Origin of the sequence: Bradyrhizobium sp. SZCCT0231 (assembly GCF_018130245.1) — a bacterium.
GTDB lineage: Bacteria > Pseudomonadota > Alphaproteobacteria > Rhizobiales > Xanthobacteraceae > Bradyrhizobium > Bradyrhizobium japonicum_F.
On the sequence record NZ_JAFCKP010000004.1, the window covers coordinates 239,273 to 262,557 of the forward strand.

Consider the following 23,285-nt stretch of genomic DNA (forward strand, 5'->3'; position numbering starts at 1 on the left):
CTATGGTCCGCCCAGTGGAGTAGAGTAATGGATCGGCCGGGCGAAACCACGCATTTTGGCTTCAAAGACGTTCCCCTGGGGGACAAGCAGACGCTGGTGAACGATGTGTTTCACAGCGTGGCGTCGCGCTATGACTTGATGAACGACCTGATGTCCGGCGGCCTGCACCGGGTCTGGAAGGACATCATGATCACCGCGCTCGACCCGCCCAAGGGCGACCGGCCGTTCGCCCTGCTCGACGTCGCCGGCGGCACCGGCGACATCTCGTTCCGTGCCGCCAAGGTGGCCGGCCCCGGCTTCCATGCCACGGTCTGCGACATCAATTCGGACATGCTCGCGGTGGGGCGCGAGCGCGCCGCCAAGCGCCATCTCGAGACCCAGGTCGATTTCGTCGAAGGCAATGCCGAATCGCTCGGCTTCGCCGACCGCAGCTTCGACGCCTATACGATCGCTTTCGGCATTCGCAACGTGCCGCGGATCGACCTTGCGCTGCGCGAGGCCTATCGCGTGCTGAGGCCCGGCAGCCGCTTCCTGTGCCTGGAGTTCTCCACCGTCGAGATGCCAGGGCTCGACAAGCTCTATGATCTATTCTCGTTCAGGGTGATCCCGCCGCTCGGGCGCATGGTCACGGGCGATGCCGAATCCTACCAATATCTCGTCGAATCGATCCGCAAGTTTCCGAAGCCTGCCGCCTTCGCCGACATGATCCGCGAGGCGGGCTTTTCCCGCGTCAGCTGGCAGACACTCTCCGGCGGCATCGTCGCACTGCACTCGGGCTGGCGTTTGTGATCTCTGCTTTCACCCACATTGCGCGCCTGATCCGCGCCGCGTTCGTGTTTGCGCGCGAAGGCGTGTTCGGCTCGGTCGACCCGAGCCTGGTGCCGCCGCCGGGACAACTTGCGCTGAAGCTTGCGCGCATCGTCGAACGGCGCGGCGTCAAGCACGGCCCGCGGATCTCGCGCGCGCTGACACGGATGGGCCCGGCCTATCTCAAGCTCGGTCAATTCCTGGCGACGCGCCCCGACGTGGTCGGCGTCATCATGGCGCGCGACCTCGAAAGCCTCCAGGACCGCCTGCCGCCGTTCTCGCAAGCCGAGGCGGAAGCCGCCATCACCACCTCGCTGGAGCGGCCGCTGAAGGACATCTTCGCGAGCTTCGGCCCGCCGGTCGCCGCCGCCTCGATCGCGCAGGTGCATCGCGGCGAAGTCTTGCGCGACGGCGTCCGCAAGCCGGTCGCGATCAAGGTGCTCAGGCCCAACGTCGCCGCACGTTTCCGCCGCGATCTCTCCGATTTCTTCTTCGTCGCGCACAGGGCCGAAACCTATTCGGCCGAGGCGCGGCGGCTGCGCCTCGTCGAAGTCATCAACACCATGTCGCGCTCGGTGGCGATGGAGATGGACCTGAGGCTGGAAGCAGCCGCGCTGTCCGAGATGGCGGAGAACACGCAGGGCGATCCCGATTTCCGCGTGCCGACCGTCGACTGGGATCGCACCACGCACAACGTGCTGACGTTGGAGTGGATCGACGGCATCGCGCTCAACGATCACAAGCGCCTCGCAGAGGCGCAGGTCGATTTGCCCGATCTCGGCCGCAAGGTGATCCAGAGCTTTCTGCGCCATGCGCTGCGCGACGGTTTCTTCCACGCCGACATGCATCCGGGCAATTTGTTCCTGGATGATACCGGCCGTCTCGTCGCGGTCGATTTCGGCATCATGGGCCGGCTCGGCATGAAGGAGCGGCGCTTCCTTGCCGAGATCCTGCTCGGCTTCATCACCCGCGACTACCGCCGCGTTGCCGAGGTGCATTTCGAGGCGGGCTATGTGCCCGCGCACCATTCGGTGGAGAATTTCGCGCAGGCGATCCGTGCCATCGGCGAGCCCATTCACAACCGCACCGCCGAGGAGATCTCGATGGCGCGGCTCTTGACGCTGCTGCTCGAGGTCACCGGCCTGTTCGACATGAGGACGCGGCCCGAGCTGATCCTGCTGCAGAAGACCATGGTGGTGGTCGAGGGCGTGGCGCGCGGCTTCGATCCCAAGCTCGACATCTGGAAGATCGCCGACCCCGTGGTGCGCGAATGGATCGAGCGCAATCTCGGGCCGATCGGCCGGGTGCAGGGCGCACTTGCCGGGACCGGCGACATCGCGCGCGTGCTGATGCGCCTGCCGGAGATCGCCGAGCGGTCGGTGAAGGTGCTGGAGCAGCTCGAGACCATGACGCGCGAGGGCATAAGCCTGTCGCCGGAGAGCATCGCGGCGATGGGGCGCAGCGAAGGCCGCAAGAACCGCTGGCGCACCGTGGCGCTCTGGATCATCGCCGCGACCTTCATCGGGATCCTGATCGCCGTCCGGAATCTATGATTGCACTGCAATCATGCGAATGATAGCATCGCTATCATTCCGTGCTGGAGGGGCGTCATGGCAAGCCTGACCATCCGCAAGCTCGACGAGGCCGTCAAAACCTATTTGCGGCTGCGCTCGGCCAAGAACCGCAGGTCGGTCGAGGAAGAGGTCCGGGTCATCCTGCGGGAGCTGATCGAGGGCCGCGAGGAGCCGCTGACGCCGTTTGCGGTACCGCCGGCAGCGTCTGCCACCCCGGCGCCTCAGCGCACCGGCGCCGTCCCTGAGGCCAGCGTCACCCTGATCATCGGCGGCGGGATCGCGGCCTACAAATCGCTCGACCTGATCCGCAGGCTGAAGGAGCGCCGCATCGAGGTCCGCTGCGTGCTGACCAAGGCGGCGCAGCAATTCGTGACACCGCTGGCGGTGAGCGCACTCTCCCATGAGCGCGTCTATACCGACCTGTTCGACCCGCAGAGCGAGTTCGACGCCGGGCACATCCGCCTTGCGCGCGACTGCGACCTGATCGTGGTGGCGCCTGCGACAGCCGACCTGTTGGCGAAGATGGCGAACGGTCACGCCGACGATCTCGCCAGCGCCATCCTGCTCGCGACCAACCGAAAAATCCTGCTGGCACCGGCGATGAATCCGCTGATGTGGAACAACGCGGCGACGCGCCGCAACGTCGCGCAGCTCCAGCGCGACGGCGTCGTGCTGATCGGCCCGAACTCGGGCGAGATGGCCGAAGCGGGTGAAGCCGGAATCGGCCGCATGTCGGAAGCCATCGAGATCGCCAATGCCGCCGAGCGCCTGCTGCGGCCGCCGGTGCCGAAGCCGCTCGCCGGCAAGCGCGTGCTGATCACCGCAGGCCCCACGCACGAGCCGATCGATCCGGTGCGCTACATCGCCAACCGCTCTTCCGGCAAGCAGGGTTTTGCCATTGCCGCCGCCGCGCAGGCCGCCGGCGCTGAAGTGATTCTGGTCAGCGGTCCGGTCGAACTCGATGATCCCGCTGGCGTCACAGTGAAGCATGTCGAATCGGCGCGGCAGATGCTGGAGCAGGTGCAGGCCGCACTCCCCGCCGACATCGCGATCTTCGCCGCCGCGGTCGCCGACTGGCGCGTCGCCAACGAAGGCGAGCAGAAGCTGAAAAAGACCGCGGCCGGCATGCCGCCGCTTCAGCTGGTCGAGAACCCCGACATCCTCGCCACGATTTCAAAACTCAGCGACAAGCGCCCGCCGCTGGTGATCGGCTTTGCCGCCGAGACCGAGCATCTCATCGACAACGCCAAGACCAAGCTCGCGCGCAAGGGCTGCGACTGGATCGTCGCCAACGACGTCTCGCCGGCGACCGGCGTGATGGGCGGCGACCGCAACACGGTCCACCTCCTCAGCCGCAAGAACGGTGCGAAGGACGGCGAGATTGCAGTTGATTCCTGGCCGGTGATGACCAAGGAACAGGTCGCCATCGAACTGGTCGCGCACATAGCAAGGAGCGTGACCGAAAAATCCCGGGAGACGGCATCTTGAGCACGAAGGTCACGGTCGAACTGCAACGCCTCGCCCATGCCGAAGGTCTGGCGCTGCCGGCCTATCAGACCAACGAGGCAGCCGGCCTCGATCTGATGGCCGCGGTTCCGGACGCCGAGCCGATGACGCTCGTGCCGGGCCAATATGCGCTGGTGCCGACGGGGCTCGTGATCGCATTGCCGCCCGGGCACGAGGCGCAGGTGCGGCCGCGCTCCGGGCTTGCCGCCAAGCACGGCGTCACCGTGCTGAACTCGCCGGGCACGATCGATGCGGACTACCGCGGCGAGATCAAGGTGATCCTGATCAACCACGGTGCGGCGCCCTTCGTGATCAAGCGCGGCGAACGCATCGCCCAGATGGTGATCGCCCCCGTGGTGCAGGCCGCGCTGGTTCCGGTGACGACCTTGTCCGCGACCGACCGCGGCGCCAGCGGCTTCGGCTCCACCGGCCGCTAACGCACGGCAATCCCAGCCGAATCACCCGCAGAATTACGTGACTCGGAACACCGCGTCCGGCATTTTTGGGGGGCCTCCTTTGCGTTCACGATCTGGACTCTTACCGGCGGAGTCGCGGTGAGGGTATTGTCTTTTGATTCGCGCGCGACGGGGGTCGCCGCGCGTCAATTCGTGCGGTCTTGGGGCAACTATGTCAGGCGTGATCGTGTCGATGCGTCGGACGCTGCTGTCGTGCACATCGCTGGCGCGCAACGGCTTGGTGGGAGGCGCTCTCGCAGCGCTGCTGCCGGCTGCGCCGGCCGAGGCCGCCGACCTCGTCGACACCCTCTCCATCATGCTGGATTTCAACCGGCAGGAACTCGCGGTGCTCGCCACCGCGCTGGCCTTGCTCGGCTTCTCGGTCATGGCCGCAATCCTGTTGATGCGCACGCGGGTGCGCACGGCGCAGAACGAGGCGCGGCTGCGCGCCCGGATCGGGGAACTGCAACTCCAGGCCGACCGCTTCGGCGCGCTGCTGTTCGCCGAGCCGCAGATCCTGATCTCCTGGCCCGCCGGCGACAATCGCGCCCAGATTTCCGGCGACGTCTCGATGGTGCTGGCGCGCGACTCCTCGCCGCAGCGCGTGCTGGCGTTCGGAACCTGGCTGCCGCCGGAACCCGCGCTGCAGATGGACCACGCGGTCGATGCGCTGCGCGACCGCGGCGACGGGTTCCAGCTGACGCTGACCACGGCGCACGGCCACACGCTGGAAGCCATCGGCCGCGCCATCGGCGGCCAGGCCATTGTCCGGATTCGCGAACTCTCAGGACTACGCCGCGATCTGGCCGAGACCAATCTGCGCTACAAGGCGCTCTCCGACGAGAGCGAGATGCTGCGCGGCTTTGCCGCCGCCGCACCCTGGCCGATCTGGGCCAAGGGCGAGAACGGCGCGCTGGCCTACGCCAACCCGGCCTATGTCCGTGCCACCGAGGCGACCAGCGTCACCGATGCGCAGGAGCGCAAGCTCGAACTGCTCGACAGCGCCGACCGCACCGCGATGGAGCGGGGGCTGAAGGACGCGGCCAACTTCAGCTCGCGGCTACCGATCGTGATCGGCGGCGAGCGGCGCATCTACGACGTACGCGCCTTCAATGTCGGCAGCGGCAGCGTCGGCGTCGCCATCGATGCCAGCGAGGCGGATGCGCTGAGCTCGGCGCTGGTGCGAATGGCGGAGGCGCATCGCCGCACGCTGGACCAGCTCTCCTCCGGCGTCGCCGTGTTCGACGGCCATCGCCGTCTCGCCTTCTACAACGATTCCTATCGGCGGCTGTGGGACCTCGACCGCACCTTCCTCGACGCCGACCCCGACGATTCCAGCATACTCGACCAGCTTCGCGCCGCGCGCAAATTGCCGGAGCAGCCGGACTTCCGCGCCTGGAAAGCCAAGCTGCACGACGCCTATCGCGCGGTCGAGACCGCCAAGGACACCTGGTACCTGCCCGACGGCCGCGCGCTCTCCGTCGTCACCACGCCGAACCCGGAAGGCGGCGTCACCTATCTATTCGACGACGTCACCGAGAGCCTCGAGCTGGCCCGCCGCTTCGACGGCATGATCCGCGTCCAGCGCGAGACGCTGGACAGCCTCGCCGAAGGCGTTGCGGTGTTCGGCAGCAACGGCAAGGCGCAGCTGTTCAACCCGGCCTTCGTCCGGATGTGGAAGCTGTCGAGCGATGCCATGCGCGACGAGCCGCATATCCAGACGGTGGAAGGCTGGTGCCATCAGCTGTTCGACGAACCCGTGGTCTGGCGCCAGATCCGCGAGGCCATCACCTCGATCGAAAACCGCGCCGACGTGCCGCTGAAGCTGGAGCGCAAGGACGGCAGCGTACTCGACGGCATGATCCGGCCGCTGCCCGACGGCGCCACCATGCTGACGTTCCAGGACATCACCGACACCGAGAATGTCGAGCGCGCGCTGCGCGAGCGCAACGAGGCGCTGGAGGCCGCCGACCAGATGAAGGTGGATTTCGTCCACCACGTCTCCTACGAGCTGCGCTCGCCGCTCACCACCATCATCGGCTTTGCACATTTCCTCAGCGATCCCTCGACCGGGCCGCTGACGCCGAAGCAGGCCGAATATCTCGACTACGTCACCAAATCGACCAACGCGCTGCTCGCGCTCACCAACAACATCCTCGATCTCGCGACCATCGACGCCGGCGCGATGAAGCTGGAACTCGGCCAAGTCGACGTCAGCAAGGCCATCGAGCTCGCCGCCGAGGGCATCCAGGACCGGCTCGCCACCGACCGCATCCGCCTCAAGGTCGAGATCGCGCCCGATGTCGGCAGCTTCATCGGGGACGAAAAGCGCGTGGTGCAGGTGCTCTATAACCTCCTCGCCAACGCCGTCGGGTTTTCTCCACAGGATTCCACCGTCGGCATCAGCGCGCGGCGCACCGAACGCAGCGTGGTCTTCACCGTGACAGATTCCGGACCTGGAATACCCGCCGACATGAAGGACAAGGTGTTCAACTGGTTCGAAAGCCGCTCGCAAGGCTCGCGTCACCGCGGCGCCGGGCTCGGCCTATCGCTGGTGCGCTCCTTCGTCGAGCTGCATGGCGGCAAGGTGCGGGTGGATTCGATCGTCGGCCGGGGCACGGTCGTGATCTGCGATTTCCCGACCGACCAGGCGGCGCATCGCGACGCCGCCGAATGACTGAAACAACCACATTCTCCGTCGCGCTTCACAACGAGACGGCCACTGCGCAGCTGATGGCCGACCTCGCGCTGCTGGTCGGTCCCGGTGACGTCATCACCCTCACCGGCGATCTCGGCGCCGGCAAGACCGCGGCGGCGCGCAGCCTGATCCGCTACCTCGCCGACGACCAGGCGCTGGAGGTGCCGAGCCCGACCTTCACGCTGGTGCAGGGCTATGAGCTGCCGCCCTTCCCGGTGCTGCATGCCGATCTCTACCGCGTCGAGGACGAGAGCGAGCTCGAGGAGATCGGGCTGTCGCCGTTCCCCGATGCCACGCTGGTGCTGATCGAATGGCCCGAGCGCGCACCGTCGGCGATGCCCGCGGATCGCATCGACATCGCGCTGACGCACCGGCCGGCGCTGGGATCGAATGCGCGCGCCGCCGACATCACCGGCCATGGCAAGGGCGCTGCGCAGGTCGCGCGGCTGAAGGCGCTGCGCGAATTCCTCGATGCATCCGGCTATATCGACGCGACGCGACGGCGTATGAATGGCGACGCCTCGACGCGCTCCTATGCGCGGCTGCTGCGCGGCGACGAAGTCGTCATCCTCATGAACTTCCCGCAGCGGCCCGACGGCGCGGCCCTCTACAGCGGAAAATCCTACAGCGCTGCGGTGCATCTCGCCGAGAACGTGAGGCCGTTCGTCGCCATCGACGAGGGCCTGCGGGCCCAGGGCATCTCCGCGCCCGCGATCCATCATTCCGATCTCGACCACGGCTTCCTGATCACCGAGGACTTTGGCAGCGAAGGTGTGATCGAGGGCGATCCGCCGCGCCCGATCGCCGAGCGCTACGAGGCCGCGACCGACGTGCTGGCGATGCTGCACGGCAGGGCGTTGCCGGAGACGCTGCCGCTGGACGGGCAGACTTACGAGATCCCCCTCTTCGACATCGAGGCGCTGCTGATCGAAATCGGATTGATGCCGGAATGGTATCTGCCCGATCGCAACGCGCCGCTAAGCGATGAGAAGCGCGCCGAATTCGTCGCGATGTGGCGCGAACTGCTGAAGACGCCGTTGGCGGCGCCGAAGACGTGGATCATCCGCGACTATCATTCGCCCAATCTGATCTGGCTCGCTGGCCGCTCGGGCATCGAACGCGTCGGCGTGATCGATTTTCAGGACACCGTGCTCGGGCCGCAATCCTACGACGTGGTGTCGCTGCTCCAGGACGCCCGCATCGACGTGCCGGAAAGTCTCGAGCTGACGCTGCTGTCGCGCTACATCAAGGCACGGCGGGCGCAGGACACCAGCTTCGACGCCGCCGGCTTCGCCGAGCTCTACGCCATCATGTCGGCGCAGCGGAATACGCGCCTGCTCGGCACCTTCGCCCGGCTCAACCGCCGCGACGGCAAGCCGCATTATCTGCGCCATCAGCCGCGGATCTGGACCTATCTCCAGCGCTCGCTGGCGCATCCCGCCCTCACCCGTTTGCGCGACTGGTATCTCGCCAACGTCCCGCCGCCCCAAGGACCGTCTCAAGAACCGTCGCAACCGGCGTCTCAAGCCTGATTTGGGGCCGATTTACCGGCTGTTAGCCAAGACCTCGGTATTCTGACGGCGAGGCAGCCGGATAAATACGGGGCTGGAGCGGTGCAGATGGCGGTGAAGACGGACCAGCGCGGCAACAGCCGGGTTGTTTTCGAACGCGGGATTCCGGCCCAGATGATGGGAATCGACGGCACCTGGCGGCGCGACTGCACCATGGAGGACGTCTCCGAGAGCGGCGCCAAGCTGACCATCGACGGCTCGGTCGAAGGCCTGCACTTGAAGGAATTCTTTCTCCTGCTGTCGTCCACGGGACTTGCGTACCGGCGCTGCGAGCTGGCCTGGGTCAATGGCGACCAGATCGGCGTCAATTTCCTCAAGGTCGGCGACAAGAGGAAAAAGGCGCGTTCCACAGCCGTTGGGGCGTGACGGCAACACCCGTCGTACAACCGTCACGGCGGGTGGTTAAGGCGGTTGAGGCGCGGTGCGGCTGATCAAGTCCCGTGCTAGGATTTGCTGCGAACGCGAAAGGTCTGAGAAAGCAAAGGATGTCCGTCAAACCGACCAAAGCCATGGTGCTCGCCGCAGGGTTTGGCCTGCGCATGCGTCCGCTGACGGACAAGATGCCGAAGCCAATGGTGCCGGTGGCGGGCCAGCCGCTGCTCGACCACGTGCTCGACAAGCTCGGTCAGGCGGGCGTGACCGAAGCAGTGGTCAACGTGCATTACCTGCCGGACCAGATCATCGACCACACCGCATCGCGTCAGCTTCCGCGCGTGACCATCTCCGACGAGCGCGATCAGGTGCTCGGCACCGGTGGCGGCGTGGTCAAGGCGCTGCCGCTGCTCGGCGACGCGCCGTTCTTCCACGTCAATTCCGACACGCTGTGGATCGACGGCGTACGCTCCAATCTGACGCGCCTTGCCGAAAACTTCGATCCCGCACGGATGGACATCCTGCTGCTGATGGCGCCGACCGCAACCAGCATCGGCTATGGCGGCCGCGGCGATTACGGCATGCTGCCTGACGGCGCCCTGCGCAAGCGCAAGGAAAAAGAGGTCGTTCCGTTCGTCTATGCCGGTGCGGCAATCATATCGCCGGCGATCTTTGCGGACGCGCCCAAGGGCGAATTCTCGCTGACCAGGATGTTCGACCGCGCCAACGAGCAGGAGCGGCTGTTCGGCCTGCGCCTCGACGGCGTCTGGATGCATGTCGGCACGCCCGATGCGGTGCATGCGGCGGAAGAAGCGTTCCTGGAGAGCGTGGCGTAGGGCGCTCTGAAGACGGTGCCGTAGGGTGGGCAAAGGCGCCCTTGCGCCGTGCCCACCATCTCTCTCGATCGCAAAAATGCGTGGGCACGCTTCGCTTTGCCCACCCTACGGCACCTGTGCCAGCCTCGCGAACAGCGGGGACGATTCCTCCCCACCTCATGACCATTCGAGTCCGCTTCCCTATATTGCCTGATCCCTCGAATCAGGCAGCTCATGCGCGTTTTCAACGTTCCCATCTCGGTTCCGTTTCTGCGCACGGTCGTCACGGCGCTGCTCGACGGCCGGCTGGTCGAGGGATTCGAGGCGCGCAAGGAACCGGCGCGGCTGGCCGATGCCACGCTCTATTTGCCGACCAGGCGCGCGATGCGCGTCGTGCGCGAGATCTTCCTCGACGAGATGAAGGCGGACGCCGTCGTGCTGCCGCGCATCGTCGCGCTCGGCGACATCGACGAGGACGAGCTCGCTTTCGCGGGCGAGAGCGAGCAGTTTTCCGGCGCAACGCCGCTCGACATTCCGCCACGGCTGGGCGAGCTCGAACGGCGGCTGACGCTGGCACAGCTCGTCGCGGCCTGGGCCAAGGGCCCGGTGCTGGCACCGCTGGTGGTCGGCGGCCCCGCCTCGACGCTTGCTCTTGCCGGCGATCTCGCCCGCCTGATCGACGACATGGTGACGCGCGGCGTCGACTGGAGCGCGCTCGACGGCCTGGTGCCTGATAACCTCGATCGCTACTGGCAGCACTCGCTCGAATTTTTGCGCATCGCACGCATCGCCTGGCCCGCTCATCTCGCCGAGATCAACCGGATCGAGCCTGCGGCGCGACGCGACCAGCTGATCGAAGCGGAAGCAAAGCGGCTGACCGCGCATCCGAACGGGCCGGTGATCGCAGCGGGTTCGACCGGGTCGATGCCGGCCACGGCGAAATTCCTGCGCGCGGTCGCCTCGCTGCCGCATGGCGCCGTGGTGCTGCCGGGCCTCGACACCGATCTCGACGACGACGCCTGGCGCACCATCGGCGGCGTGCGCGATTCGCTCGGCAAATTCGCCGAGCATCCGGCCTCGAACCATCCGCAATATGCCATGCACGCGCTGTTGCAACGCTTCGGCATCAAGCGCAGCGATGTCGAGATTCTCCAGCCGCCGGCGGAAGGCGGCCGCGACCTGCTCGCGTCGGAGTCGATGCGGCCGTCCGCCAAGACGGAAGTCTGGCACGACCGGCTGAAGCAGCCTGAGGTCGCCGCGAAAATCTCCGGCGGCATGAAACGTCTCGCGGTCGTCGAGGCCCCCAACCCGGAAATGGAAGCGCTCGCGATCGCCATTGCGATGCGCGAGGCGCGGCATCTCGACAAATCTGCGGCGCTGGTGACGCCCGACCGCGCGCTGGCGCGGCGGGTGATGGCGGCGCTGACCCGATGGGATCTCGCCTTCGACGATTCCGGCGGCGACGTCTTGATGGAGACGTCCGCCGGCACTTTTGCGCGTCTCGCGGCAGAGGCGGCGACCAAGGGCCTGGAGCCGCCGACATTGCTGGCGATGCTGAAGCATCCGTTATGCCGGCTCGGCCGCGCGCCCGGCGCGTGGAAGATGGCAATCGAGGGCCTCGAGCTGGCGGTGCTGCGGGGCACACGCCCGCCTGCGGGCACCGCGGGCCTCCTGCGCGAATTCAACCGCTTTCGCGAGGAGCTGGCAAAGCTGTGGCGCAGCGAGGTCTCCGCGCTCCACAAGGCCGAGCCGCGCGCGCGTCTCAAGGCCGAGGATCTCGATCGCATCCAAGCTCTGGTCGATGCCCTGCAAAAGGCATTGGCGCCGATCGAGAGCCTGCCGCCGTCGAAGCCGTATGACTTCGCCGAGCTCGCGCACCGTCATCGCGAGATCATGATGGAGCTGTCGCGCGACGAGCAGGGCATCCCGCTCGCCTTCGAGGAGCGCGATGGTCTTTCGCTCGCCAGCGCCTTTGACGATCTCCTGCGCGGCGGCACGACCAGCGGATTGATGGTGCCGCTGCCGGATTACCCCGACGTCTTCCAGACCGCGTTCGGCGATCGCGCGGTGCGGCGACGCGACAGGCCGGGCGCGCGCCTGCAAATATACGGCCCGCTGGAATCGCGCCTGATGCAGGCCGACCGCATCATCGTCGGCGGCCTGATCGAAGGCGTCTGGCCGCCGGCACCGCGCATCGATCCCTGGCTCAGCCGGCCGATGCGGCACGAGCTCGGTCTCGATCTGCCGGAGCGCCGTATCGGCCTCTCCGCCCATGACTTCGCGCAGCTGCTCGGCGGGGATGAAGTGATCCTCACCCACTCCGCCAAGGCCGGCGGAGCGCCGGCCGTGGCCTCGCGCTTTCTGCATCGGTTGGAGGCGGTGGCAGGCGACGAGCTCTGGAAGGCAGCCATTCGCGCCGGTGAGAAATATGTGCAGTTCGCCGGCGCACTGGACCAGCCCGACGAGGTCAGGCCCATCAAGCAGCCGGAGCCGCGGCCGCCACGCGCGACGCGGCCGTTGAAGATGTCCGTCACCGCGATCGAGGACTGGCTGCGCGATCCCTACACGATCTATGCCAGGTACATCCTGCGGCTCGATGCGCTCGATCCCGTCGACATGCCGCTGTCGGCCGCAGACCGCGGCTCCGCGATCCACGAAGCGATCGGCGAATTCACGGAAAGCTATGCGATGCGTCTGCCCGACGATCCTGCGCGCGTGCTGCGCGCGATCGGCGAGAAGCATTTTGCGCCGCTGATGGAACGGCCCGAGGCGAGGGCGCTGTGGTGGCCGCGCTTCCAGCGCATCGCGCGCTGGTTCGGCGAATGGGAGACGGCGCGGCGCGATGCGATCGAAGCGATCAATGCTGAGACCCATGGCGAGATCTCGATCATGCTCGATCATCAGCGCAGCTTCCGCCTCTCCGCGCGCGCCGACCGCATCGAGCGCCGCCAAGGCGGCAGCTACGCCATTCTCGATTACAAGACCGGGCAGCCGCCGACCGGCAAGCAGGTCCGCATGGGCCTGTCGCCGCAGCTCACGCTGGAAGCCGCGATTCTGCGCGAAGGCGGTTTTCCCGATATCGACGCCGGCGCCTCCGTGAGCCAGCTCGTCTATGTCCGTCTCAGCGGCAACAATCCGCCGGGCGAGGAGCGCGTCCTCGAGCTCAAGTTCAAGCAAGGTGATGAACCGCAACCTCCGGATATCGCGGCGGCCGAGGCACGCGCCAAGCTGGAAGCGCTGATCCGTGCCTTCGAGGACGAGAACCAGGCCTACACCTCGCTGAACCTGCCGATGTGGACCAACCGCTACGGCGCCTATGACGATCTCGCCCGGATCAAGGAATGGTCGGCGGCCGGCGGATTGGGGATTGAGGAATGGTGAAGTTGCCGCGCCCGATCCCGGATGAAGTGCGCGCGCGGCAGGCGCGCGCGTCCGATCCGACCGCATCGGCCTTCGTCTCGGCCAATGCCGGCTCGGGCAAGACCCATGTGCTGGTGCAGCGGGTGATCCGTCTGCTGCTGTCGGGCGTGCCGCCGGAAAAGATCCTCTGCATCACCTTCACCAAGGCCGCCGCCGCCAACATGGCGGAGCGCGTGTTCACCACGCTCGGCCATTGGGTGACGCTGGACGATGCCGGGCTCGACGCAGCGATCCGCGCCGTCGGCATCCCGCATCCGGATCGAAAACTGCGCCGCGACGCGAGAAAGCTATTCGCCTGCGCGCTGGAGACGCCGGGCGGGCTGAAGGTGCAGACCATCCACGCGCTGTGCACGCGCCTGCTCCAGCAATTTCCGTTCGAGGCCAACGTTCCGGCGCGCTTTGCCGTGATCGACGAGCGCGACCAGACCGACATGATGGAGCGTGCCAATCTGAAGGTGCTGCTGGAGGCCGCGCGCCATCCGGAGAGCGTCACCGGCCGCGCGCTGCTGACCGCGATGGCAAGCGCCGCCGATGTCACCTTCAAGGAGGTCGTGCGCGAGGCGTGCCTGAGCCGCGATCACTTCATGGCCTGGACCGACGAGGCCGGCAACGCGGAGGCCGCTGCCGCGCAGATGGCGGCGGTGCTGGGCGTCGACGCGAGCGATCGCATCGAGGATGTCGAGACGGAAATTCTGGATGGCCCGTTCCTGCCGCGATCGCGCTGGGACGACATCGCATTCGCGCTGGAAGACGGCAGCAAATCCGACAACGACCAGGCGAGTCGCCTGCGCGAGGCCAAGGTGTTTTCAGGCAGCGCGCAGGTCGATGCCTATCTCTGCGTCTTCCTCACCGACGACAAGCTGCCGCGCAAGGCGGTCCTGACCAAGAAGTTTTGCGACCACAGCCCGTCCGTCGCCCGCCTGTTCGAAGCCGAAGCGCAGCGCCTCAGCGGATTGATCGAGAAGCGCCGCGCAGTGACCATGCGCGACCGCACCGCGGCCCTGCTGCACATCGCGACCGCGGCTGCCGCGAATTACCGCCGCGAGAAGCAGGAGCGCGGGCTGCTCGACTATGACGACCTCATCGACAAGACGCTGGCGATGCTCGACCGCGTCTCCTCGGGCTGGGTGCATTACAAGCTCGACCGCGGCGTCGATCACGTCCTGATCGACGAGGCGCAGGATACCAGTCCACGGCAATGGGACATCGTCGCGCACATCATCTCCGAGTTCACGGCCGGCGCAGGCGCGCGCGAAGGGCTCAACCGCACCATCTTCGCCGTCGGCGACGAGAAGCAGTCGATCTTCTCGTTCCAGGGCGCGGCCCCCCACGAATTCGACGCGCGCCGGCGCGAGCTGCACCGCAAGTTCACCGCGGCCGGGCTGAAATTCGATCCGGTCGCCTTCACCTATTCGTTCCGCTCGGGCGCGACGATCCTGCATTCGGTCGACCACGTCTTCCGCGAGCCGGAGATCTACAAGAGCATCCACTCGGTCGAGATCGGTCATCCCCTGCACAATGCGCTTGCCGATGCCGGGCCGAGCGTGATCGAGCTGTGGGATCTCGCCGAGGCCGACGATCGGCAGGACATCGAGGGATGGCGCGCTCCGTTCGACGGCGTTGCCGTCACCAGTCCCGAAGTAAAACTCGCGCGCCGCATCCAGGCCGAGATCAAGCGGCTGGTCGAGAGCGGCACGCTGACGGGGCACGAGGGCGAGCGCCGCCCGTTGCGCTATGGCGACATGCTGATCCTGGTGCGGCGGCGCGGCAACGCCTTCGACGCCGTGATCCAGGCGCTGAAGCACGCCAACATCCCGGTCGCCGGCGCCGACCGCCTCAAGCTCACCGAGCACATCGGCATCATCGATCTGATGAACCTTGCCGACGCGCTGTTGCTGCCCCAGGACGATCTCGCGCTCGCGGTGGCGCTGAAGAGCCCGCTGTTCGGGCTCGATGACGACGACCTGTTCCGGCTCGCCTGGGACCGCAAGGGATCGCTGCGCCGCGCGCTCGGCGAGCATGCGGCCACAAGCGAGAAATTCGCGACCGCATTGCGCCGGCTCGAGGCCTGCGAGAGTCGTGCGCGCGAGGAGACGCCGTTCGCGTTCTACGCCTGGCTGTTAGGGGGCGACGGCGGCCGTGCCCGCATCCTGCGCCGGCTCGGCCACGAGGCCAACGATGCGCTCGACGAATTCCTGGAGCTGGCGCTGAATTACGAGCGCAAGGCGCCGGCCTCGCTGCAAGGTTTCATGGCCTGGCTGCGCTCGGCCGACACCGAGGTGAAGCGCGACATGGAGATCTCGCGCGACGAGGTTCGCGTGATGACCGTGCACGGCGCCAAGGGCCTCGAGGCCTCGGTCGTGTTCATGGTCGACACGACGTCGTCGCCTGCGGACTCGCAGCGGCTGCGGCTGATCCAGGTGCCGCGCGGCAATGGCGGCGAGATCGTGGTCTGGGCCGGGCGCAAGGCGGACGATCCCAAGCCCGTTGCCGAGGCGCGCAAGGCGATGATCGAGGAGACCGAGGACGAGTATCGCCGCCTGCTCTATGTCGCGATGACGCGCGCGGCAGACCGGCTGATCGTCGGCGGCTGCATGCCCGGCAACATGAAGACGGTGCGCAAGCTGAGCTGGTACGACCTCGTCGACACCGGGCTCGCCGGCTCGGGCCTGGACAAGCAGGCGATCGAGACGCCGCTCGGCAAGGTGACCCGGTTCGCCCGGCCGGAGGATGTCGCGGCGCTGGGCGCGCCCGCGACGGCAGTGCACCAGACCATCGCGTTGCCGGACTGGCTGCGGACACCGGCGCCGCGCGAGACCATTGACGAGGATCCCGTGCGTCCCTCCGGCCAGTCTGCCGAGGAGGGCCGCAGCGTACGATCGGGCGAATCAATCCAGTCCCGCGCCCTCGCGCTGCAACGCGGCACGCTGGTGCACCGGTTGCTGCAATCCCTGCCCGACATCGCCATGGAGCGCCGGCGCGAGGCCGCGCTCGGCTTCATGGCGCGCAACGCCTCGGACTGGGCGGAGGCCGACCGCACCGCACTGGCCGACAAGGTGCTCGCCTTGATCGCTGAACCGCGTTTCGCCCCGGTGTTTGCCGCCGGCAGCCGGGCCGAGGCTTCGATCGTCGGCCGGCTGGAGCGCCCGGGCCGCACCCCGGCGCTGGTGTCGGGGCAGATCGACCGGCTGGTCGTTGGCCCCGAGGAGGTCCTGATCGTCGATTTCAAGACCAACCAGGCAGCTCCCAAGAGCGCGGCCGAGGCACCCGCCGCCTACGTTCGCCAGCTTGCGCTGTACCGCGCGGTGCTGGCGCGGCTTTATCCCCAAAAGCCCATCCGGGCCGTGCTGCTCTGGACCGAGGCCCTTGAATATATGGAGATTTCGGCCCCCGCGCTGGACGCGGCGCTGGCATCCCTTCATCTCGGTGTGAGCGTCCTTGACCCGGCAAGGAGCCGTTCATAGGTTGACCGCATGATCCCGGGCGCGATTCCCAGTCGCGCCGATTCTCTTTCAACCGAGTGAGGTACTCCCAATGGCCGTTAGCAAGGTTTCCGACGCCGATTTCGAAGCCGAAGTGCTCAAGGCGAACGGCCCCGTGGTCGTCGATTTCTGGGCCGAGTGGTGCGGCCCCTGCCGCATGATCGCGCCCGCCCTCGACGAAATCGCCGGTGCGATGGGCGACAAGGTCAAGATCGTCAAGCTCAACGTCGACGAGAGCCCGAAGACCGCGTCCAAGTACGGCGTGATGTCGATCCCGACCCTGATGATCTTCAAGGGCGGCGAGATGGCCTCGCGCCAGGTCGGCGCCGCGCCGAAGGCGAAGCTCCAGCAGTGGATCACCTCCGCGGTCTGATCTGCCCTGCGCGGGATAATTTTCGACAATGGCCGGCGAAAGCCGGCCGTTTTGCGTTGATGGGACATGTTCCGTCCCGCCCTTGGCCGATCCGATGAAGCTGTTGAAGTGAGCCGCGCTCGTGCCCCGGCTCTGCGTCGCGTCATTTCATGCCGCGCCGCGTCCGGGACACGAGGCATGACTACGCAATCCATCCCGTCGCGAGTGCGTTCGCCAGCTCCGGTTGACCATTGCGCCGTGCCAGCGCGGCCATCGTCTCGTGATCGTATGCGACGTGCCGGAACGTCACCTGCCAGGCACCATCGACGCGTTCGAGGATCGCATAGCGCGCGTGCGGCGTGCCGGCTTCGACGACATGTGGGAACGGATGCTTGTCGCGATAGCCGGGGCTGCCGACGCTGCCGGGATTGACGATCAGCCGGCCGTCGCGCAGGCGCACGGCACGGGCGAGATGGGTGTGGGCGCAAAGGATCAGCGATTGCGTGACTCCTTGCGCGAGCTCCTCGATGCGATCGAGCGGCGACAGCGCAACGGTGCCATCAGGGTGCACGGTGTCGAGCCAATAGACCTCGTCATTCTCGGGCGTGGCGTGACAGAGGAAAACCTGGTCGCGGAAAACACGCGTCATCGGCTGCGCGCGCAGCCAGTCGAGTTGCGCGGCGTTGAGCTGCGCATGAGCCGGACGATCCCACGAACCCATCTTCTCCGGCGGACGGTCGAGCAGATAGCGGTCGTGATTGCCGAGCACGTGCACGGCGTCGAGCGTCATCAGGATCTCGATGGTGCGGCGGGCATCGAGCGGGCCGCTCAGCATGTCGCCGAGATTGACGATGTCGGCGATGCCGTGGGCGCGGATGTCGGCGAGGACGGCTTCCAGCGCGAGGTCATTTCCGTGGATGTCGGCGATCGCGGCAAAACGCATTGGCGGTCTCTCTCTTGCCCCGGACGCAGCGCATCACTTCTTCAGTGGTGCGCTGCAGAGCCGGGGCCCATGCCGCGGCATTCTGGGTCCCGGCTCGGCGTCGCGTCATGGCATGACGCGCCGCGTCCGGGACACGAAACCACCTATGCAGGCGGCGTGCCGTTGATCGCCAGCACGTGGCCGGCGAGATACAGCGAGCCGGTGATCAGAATACGTGGCGGCACCTCATAAGCGAGCTTCGCCAACGCGCGCAGGGCGGCCTCGATGCCGGGCGCCGGCTCGACGCGCATGCCGAGGCTGCGCGCGGCATCGGCGAGACGGTCGACCGGCATCGCGTTCTCGGTATCGGGAATCGGCACTGCGATGATGTGACGGGTGAGGCCGGCGAAATTGGCGAGAAAGCCCTGCGCGTCCTTGTTGGCCATCATGCCGGCGATGACCACCAGCGGCCGCGACACGCGCTCTTCGAGATCGCCGAGCGCGGCCGCCGCAACGCGCCCGCCCTCGGCGTTGTGGCCGCCGTCGAGCCAAATCTCCGAGCCCTGCGGACCCCAGGACAGCAGCTCACCCGAGGTGAGGCGCTGCATCCGCGCCGGCCATTCGGCGCCGACGATGCCCGCCTCGAACGCGGCGTGAGGGATCTTGATGGTCGGAATCGCGCGCAACGTCGCGATCGCGAGCCCGGCATTGGCGAATTGGTGGCGGCCGAACAGACGCGGCGCCGGCAGATCCATCAAGCCGCGATCGTCGGAATAGACCAGACGCCCGCGCTCGACATTGACGTGCCAGCTCTCGTTTGCGGCAAACAGCGGCGCACGCATGCGCTTCGCCTGCGCCTCGATCACGGCCATCGCCTCCGGCATTTGCTCGGCGCAAATCACGGGCACGCCGCGTTTGACGATCGCGGCCTTCTCGCCGGCAATCGACGCCAGCGTCGATCCGAGAAAATCCATGTGATCCATGCTGACAGGCGAGATCACGCAGGCCGCCGGCGTGTCGACCACATTGGTCGAATCGAGCCGGCCGCCGAGGCCGACTTCGAGCAGCACGACGTCGGCGGGGTTCTGCGCGAACAGATGGAAGGCTGCCGCTGTCTTCAGCTCGAATACGGTCGCGGGCTCGCCGGCATTGACGCGCTCGACCTCCTCCAGCGCGGCGCGCAATTCGTCGTCACCGACGAGCACGCCGCCACCGACGCGGCCAAGGCGAAAACATTCGTTGATGCGGACGAGATAGGGCGAGGTGTAGGTGTGCACGCGCTGGCCGGCAGCCTCCAGCGTCGCGCGCAGATAGGCGACCGTCGAGCCCTTGCCGTTGGTGCCGGCGATGTGGATCACCGGCGGCAGCTTGCGTTCGGGGTGGCCGAGCCGCTCGAGCAGACGGTGCATCCGCTCCAGCCCGAGATCGATGCGCTTCTGATGCAGGGCCGACAGCCGCCCGATCAATTCGCCGAGCGGTGTTTTTGCAGTGTCAGGAGACGCGTTCACGCGTGCGGCGCGGCCGGCGCCGTCTCGGCGGCCGATACGATCTGCGCCGGGCTCGTCACCGGCTGCGCCGGCTTCGAAGCGCCTTCCTGCGCCGGCGCCTTGGTCAGCAGGCGGCAGAGCCGCGCCAGCGTCGGACGCAGCTCATGCCGGTGCACGACCATGTCGACCATGCCGTGCTCCTTGAGGTACTCGGCGCGCTGGAAGCCCTCGGGCAGTTTTTCGCGGATGGTCTGCTCGATCACGCGTGCGCCGGCGAAGCCGATCAGCGCGCCCGGCTCGGCGATCTGGACGTCGCCGAGCATCGCATAGGACGCGGTGACGCCGCCGGTGGTCGGGTTGGTCAGCACGACGATATAGGGCAGTTTTGCTTCGCGCAGCATCTGCACCGCCACGGTGGTGCGCGGCATCTGCATCAGCGACAGGATACCCTCCTGCATGCGCGCGCCGCCGCTAGCCGCGAACACGATGAACGGCGACTTCTTCTCGACCGCGAGCTCCATCCCGCGCACGATGGCTTCGCCCGCGGCCATGCCGAGCGAGCCGCCCATGAAGTCGAAATCCTGCACGGCGACGACGACGGCGGAGCCTTCGAGCTTGCCGTAGCCGACCTTGACCGCGTCGTTCAGATTGGTCCGCGCCCGCGCGTCCTTGATGCGGTCGACGTATTTCTTCTCATCACGGAACTTGAGCGGGTCGGGCGTGACCTCGGGCAGCGCTACGTCGAACCAGGTCTCGTTGTCGAAGATCGACTTCAAGCGCGCCACCGCGCCCATGCGCATGTGGTAGTTCGAGCCGGGAATGACGAACTGGTTGGCCTCGACGTCCTTGTAGAACACGAGTTGCCCGGAATCCGGGCACTTGATCCACAGATTCTCCGGCGTCTCCCGCCGCAGCATGTTGCGGATCTTCGGCCGGACCACATTGGTAAGCCAGTTCATGGTTTGCTCCGATGTGCGATCCCGCTGGGAATCGCCTGAAAGGATATATGGCGGCCGGACATCTGCCCGGCAAGCCGCCGTGTCACCCGTCCCAAGAGCGGAATTATGGCCTATTCCGCCGCCTGCTGTGCGCCCTTGACGCCCTGGGCCAGGGCCGCCGTCAATTCCGCGACGGCGTTGACGGTCTTGGCGGTCGCGCGCCCCTCGGCGTCGAGGCTGTTCTTGAGCGCATCCACCAACGCGGTCCCGACCACCGCGCCGTTGGCGTGGGACGCGATGGCGCGGGCCGTCTCCGGCGTGCGGATGCCGAAGCCGACGCAGACCGGCAGTTTTGTGTGCCGCTTGATGCGGGCAACCGCCTCGCTGACGGCCGTGGAGTCTGCGGCCGCCGCACCGGTGATGCCGGTGATGGAGACGTAGTAGACGAAGCCCGAGGTGTTGGCGAGCACGGCCGGCAGGCGCTTGTCGTCGGTGGTCGGCGTCGCCAGGCGGATGAAGTTGAGGCCGGCCTTCATCGCGGGCAGGCAGAGCTCGTCGTCTTCCTCCGGCGGCAGGTCGACGATGATGAGGCCGTCGACGCCGGCGCTCTTTGCGTCGGCGAGAAACTTGTCGACGCCGTAGATATAGATCGGATTGTAATACCCCATCAGCACGATCGGCGTCGCGTTGTCGTCCTTGCGGAAGCCGCGCACGAGCTCGAGCGTCTTCTTCAGCGTCATGCCGGCCTTCAGCGCACGAAGCCCGGCGGCCTGGATCGACGGCCCGTCGGCCATCGGATCGGTGAAGGGCATGCCGATCTCGATCACGTCGGCACCGGACTTCGGCAGCGCCTTGATGATCTCGAGCGAGGTGGCGGGATCGGGGTCGCCTGCCATCAGGAAGGTGACGAAAGCCGAGCGGCCCTGCTTCGCAAGCTCGGCAAAACGGGTATCGATACGCGTGGTCACTTGCTCTTGCCCCTCAGGATGTCGCCGACCTGCGGGACGTCCTTGTCGCCGCGGCCGGAGAGGTTGACGACCATCAGGTGATCTCTCGGCCGCTTCGGCGCGAGCTCCATCACCTTGGCGATGGCGTGGGCGGGCTCGAGCGCGGGGATGATGCCTTCGAGCTTGGACAGCAGCTGGAACGCGGCGAGCGCCTCGTCATCGGTCGCGGAGAGATAGTTCACGCGGCCAACCTCGTGCAGCCAGGAATGCTCGGGGCCGATGCCGGGATAATCGAGGCCGGCCGAGATCGAATGCGCGTCCTGGATCTGGCCGTCGGCGTCCATCAGGAGATAAGTGCGGTTGCCATGCAGCACGCCGGGGCGGCCGCCTGCGATCGAGGCGGCATGCAGCTGGGTGAGGCCATGGCCGGCAGCTTCGACGCCGAAGATCTCGACCGAGGGATCGTCGAGGAATGGATGGAACAGGCCCATCGCGTTGGAGCCGCCGCCGATGCAGGCGACCAGCGAGTCCGGCAGGCGGCCTTCGATCTCCTGCATCTGCGCCCTGGTCTCGTTGCCGATGACCGACTGGAAGTCGCGGACCAAGGTCGGATAGGGATGCGGGCCGGCCACCGTGCCGATGCAATAGAAGGTGTTGTGCACGTTGGTGACCCAGTCGCGCAGCGCCTCGTTCATGGCGTCCTTGAGCGTGCGCGTGCCCGACTGCACCGGCACCACCTTGGCGCCCAGCATCTCCATGCGGATGACGTTGGGCTGCTGCCGCTCGACATCGACGGCGCCCATATAGACCACGCATTCCAGGCCAAAGCGCGCACATAGCGTCGCAGTGGCGACGCCGTGCTGGCCCGCGCCGGTCTCGGCGATGATGCGCTTCTTGCTAATGCGCCGCGCCAGCATGATCTGGCCGAGCACGTTGTTCACCTTGTGCGAGCCGGTGTGGTTGAGCTCTTCGCGCTTGAGGTAGATTTTTGCGCCGCCGAGATGCTCGGTGAGGCGCTCGGCGAAATAGAGCGGCGAAGGGCGGCCGACATAGTTCTTGAGATAGCCGTTCATCTCGGCCTGGAAGGCCGGGTCGGCCTTGGCCGCGGTGTAGGCCTTCTCCAGATCGAGGATCAGCGGCATCAGGGTTTCGGCCACGAAGCGGCCGCCGAAAATGCCGAAATGACCGCGCTCGTCGGGGCCGCTGCGATAGGAGTTTGGTTTGGCGATGTTCATCGAACGCTCAACTCTTGGCTTGTATCTTGGCTAGCGCGCGCGGCGCGGATGAAGGCCTTGATCATCTCGGGGTCCTTGACACCGGGGGCGCTCTCGACACCCGAGGACACATCGACGCCGCCGGCACGGGTGACGCGAAGGGCTTCGGCCAGGTTATCGGCGTGCAGCCCGCCCGAGACCATGTAGGGCGGCTTCAGATCGAGATTTTCCAGCAGGTGCCAGTCGAACGGCTCGCCCAAGCCGCCGGGCCGCGTCGCATCCTTGGGCGCGCGCGCATCGAACAGGATGCGGTCGGCGACCGCGGCGTAGCCGGGCAGCACGGCAAGATCGGCCGCTGTCGCGACCGGCACGGCCTTCATCACGGGGCGGCCGAAGCGTTGCTTGATGTCGCGCAGCCGCGCCACGCTCTCCTTGCCGTGGAGCTGGAAAATGTCCGGCGACAGTGCGTCCATGATGTTGTCGAGCGTGGCGTCGTCGGCATCGACCGTGAGCGCCACTTTGAGCGCGCGCCGCTTCACCTGACGGCCGAGGTCACGGCCGAGCTCCAGGGAGAGATGCCGCGGCGACGGCGGAAAGAACACGAACCCCACCATGTCGGCACCCGCCTCGAGCGCCGTTTCGAGCGTCTCGGGCGTGGACAGGCCGCAGATCTTGACGAGCAGGGACATGGTCTCAAAGCAAATGGAGGCCGCAAGCCGGCCGGA

17 protein-coding genes are annotated in these 23,285 nt (G+C 66.9%); 11 read left to right on the forward strand and 6 right to left on the reverse strand.

Annotated features, from left to right (window positions below; translation table 11 throughout):
• Positions 1-27 precede the first annotated feature (27 nt).
• From ubiE to trxA, 11 genes are all read left to right on the forward strand, one after another.
• Entirely contained in the window at positions 28-789 is a 762-nt protein-coding gene (ubiE, locus tag JQ566_RS14075; RefSeq protein ID WP_212372821.1) for a bifunctional demethylmenaquinone methyltransferase/2-methoxy-6-polyprenyl-1,4-benzoquinol methylase UbiE, read from the forward strand.
• Complete coding sequence (ubiB, locus tag JQ566_RS14080; protein ID WP_212372822.1) at positions 786-2,360, forward strand: 2-polyprenylphenol 6-hydroxylase; 1,575 nt, start codon at positions 786-788, stop codon at positions 2,358-2,360. The genes ubiE and ubiB overlap by 4 nt, the downstream gene beginning before the upstream one ends.
• 57 nt (positions 2,361-2,417) lie before the next feature.
• Positions 2,418-3,869, forward strand: coding sequence for a bifunctional phosphopantothenoylcysteine decarboxylase/phosphopantothenate--cysteine ligase CoaBC (coaBC, locus tag JQ566_RS14085; protein WP_212372823.1), 1,452 nt, complete (start codon positions 2,418-2,420; stop codon positions 3,867-3,869).
• Positions 3,866-4,324, forward strand: a complete 459-nt coding sequence (gene dut / locus JQ566_RS14090; RefSeq protein WP_212372824.1) for a dUTP diphosphatase — start codon at positions 3,866-3,868, stop codon at positions 4,322-4,324. Before coaBC ends, dut begins: the two co-directional genes overlap by 4 nt.
• Positions 4,325-4,514: 190 nt before the next feature.
• Positions 4,515-7,019 (forward strand): sensor histidine kinase, encoded by a 2,505-nt coding sequence (locus tag JQ566_RS14095; protein ID WP_212372825.1) that lies wholly within the window; start codon positions 4,515-4,517, stop codon positions 7,017-7,019.
• On the forward strand, positions 7,016-8,572 hold the full coding sequence (gene tsaE / locus JQ566_RS14100; protein ID WP_212372826.1) for a tRNA (adenosine(37)-N6)-threonylcarbamoyltransferase complex ATPase subunit type 1 TsaE: 1,557 nt from the start codon (positions 7,016-7,018) through the stop codon (positions 8,570-8,572). The genes JQ566_RS14095 and tsaE overlap by 4 nt, the downstream gene beginning before the upstream one ends.
• A gap of 87 nt (positions 8,573-8,659) precedes the next feature.
• Positions 8,660-8,977, forward strand: a complete 318-nt coding sequence (locus tag JQ566_RS14105) for a PilZ domain-containing protein (protein WP_100235234.1) — start codon at positions 8,660-8,662, stop codon at positions 8,975-8,977.
• Positions 8,978-9,096: 119 nt separating this feature from the next.
• Entirely contained in the window at positions 9,097-9,819 is a 723-nt protein-coding gene (locus tag JQ566_RS14110) for a nucleotidyltransferase family protein (RefSeq protein WP_212372827.1), read from the forward strand.
• Positions 9,820-10,032: 213 nt separating this feature from the next.
• On the forward strand, positions 10,033-13,179 hold the full coding sequence (gene addB, locus JQ566_RS14115; protein ID WP_212372828.1) for a double-strand break repair protein AddB: 3,147 nt from the start codon (positions 10,033-10,035) through the stop codon (positions 13,177-13,179).
• Positions 13,173-16,682: a double-strand break repair helicase AddA gene (addA, locus tag JQ566_RS14120; protein ID WP_212372829.1), complete on the forward strand. Its 3,510-nt coding sequence runs from the start codon at positions 13,173-13,175 to the stop codon at positions 16,680-16,682. Before addB ends, addA begins: the two co-directional genes overlap by 7 nt.
• A 70-nt stretch (positions 16,683-16,752) precedes the next feature.
• Positions 16,753-17,073, forward strand: coding sequence for a thioredoxin (trxA, locus tag JQ566_RS14125; RefSeq protein ID WP_008540017.1), 321 nt, complete (start codon positions 16,753-16,755; stop codon positions 17,071-17,073).
• A 181-nt stretch (positions 17,074-17,254) separates the two neighbouring features.
• Here trxA and JQ566_RS14130 read toward each other — a convergent pair whose 3' ends face one another.
• From JQ566_RS14130 to JQ566_RS14155, 6 genes are all read right to left on the reverse strand, one after another.
• Positions 17,255-17,995, reverse strand: coding sequence for a metallophosphoesterase family protein (locus JQ566_RS14130; RefSeq protein WP_212372830.1), 741 nt, complete (start codon positions 17,993-17,995; stop codon positions 17,255-17,257).
• A 143-nt stretch (positions 17,996-18,138) separates the two neighbouring features.
• Positions 18,139-19,482: a bifunctional folylpolyglutamate synthase/dihydrofolate synthase gene (locus JQ566_RS14135; protein ID WP_212372831.1), complete on the reverse strand. Its 1,344-nt coding sequence runs from the start codon at positions 19,480-19,482 to the stop codon at positions 18,139-18,141.
• Positions 19,479-20,420 (reverse strand): acetyl-CoA carboxylase, carboxyltransferase subunit beta, encoded by a 942-nt coding sequence (accD, locus tag JQ566_RS14140; protein WP_212372832.1) that lies wholly within the window; start codon positions 20,418-20,420, stop codon positions 19,479-19,481. Before accD ends, JQ566_RS14135 begins: the two co-directional genes overlap by 4 nt.
• 110 nt (positions 20,421-20,530) lie before the next feature.
• Positions 20,531-21,367, reverse strand: a complete 837-nt coding sequence (gene trpA / locus JQ566_RS14145; protein ID WP_212372833.1) for a tryptophan synthase subunit alpha — start codon at positions 21,365-21,367, stop codon at positions 20,531-20,533.
• Positions 21,364-22,581 (reverse strand): tryptophan synthase subunit beta, encoded by a 1,218-nt coding sequence (trpB, locus tag JQ566_RS14150; RefSeq protein ID WP_212372834.1) that lies wholly within the window; start codon positions 22,579-22,581, stop codon positions 21,364-21,366. The genes trpA and trpB overlap by 4 nt, the downstream gene beginning before the upstream one ends.
• Entirely contained in the window at positions 22,578-23,249 is a 672-nt protein-coding gene (locus tag JQ566_RS14155; protein ID WP_212372835.1) for a phosphoribosylanthranilate isomerase, read from the reverse strand. Before JQ566_RS14155 ends, trpB begins: the two co-directional genes overlap by 4 nt.
• Positions 23,250-23,285 lie beyond the last annotated feature (36 nt).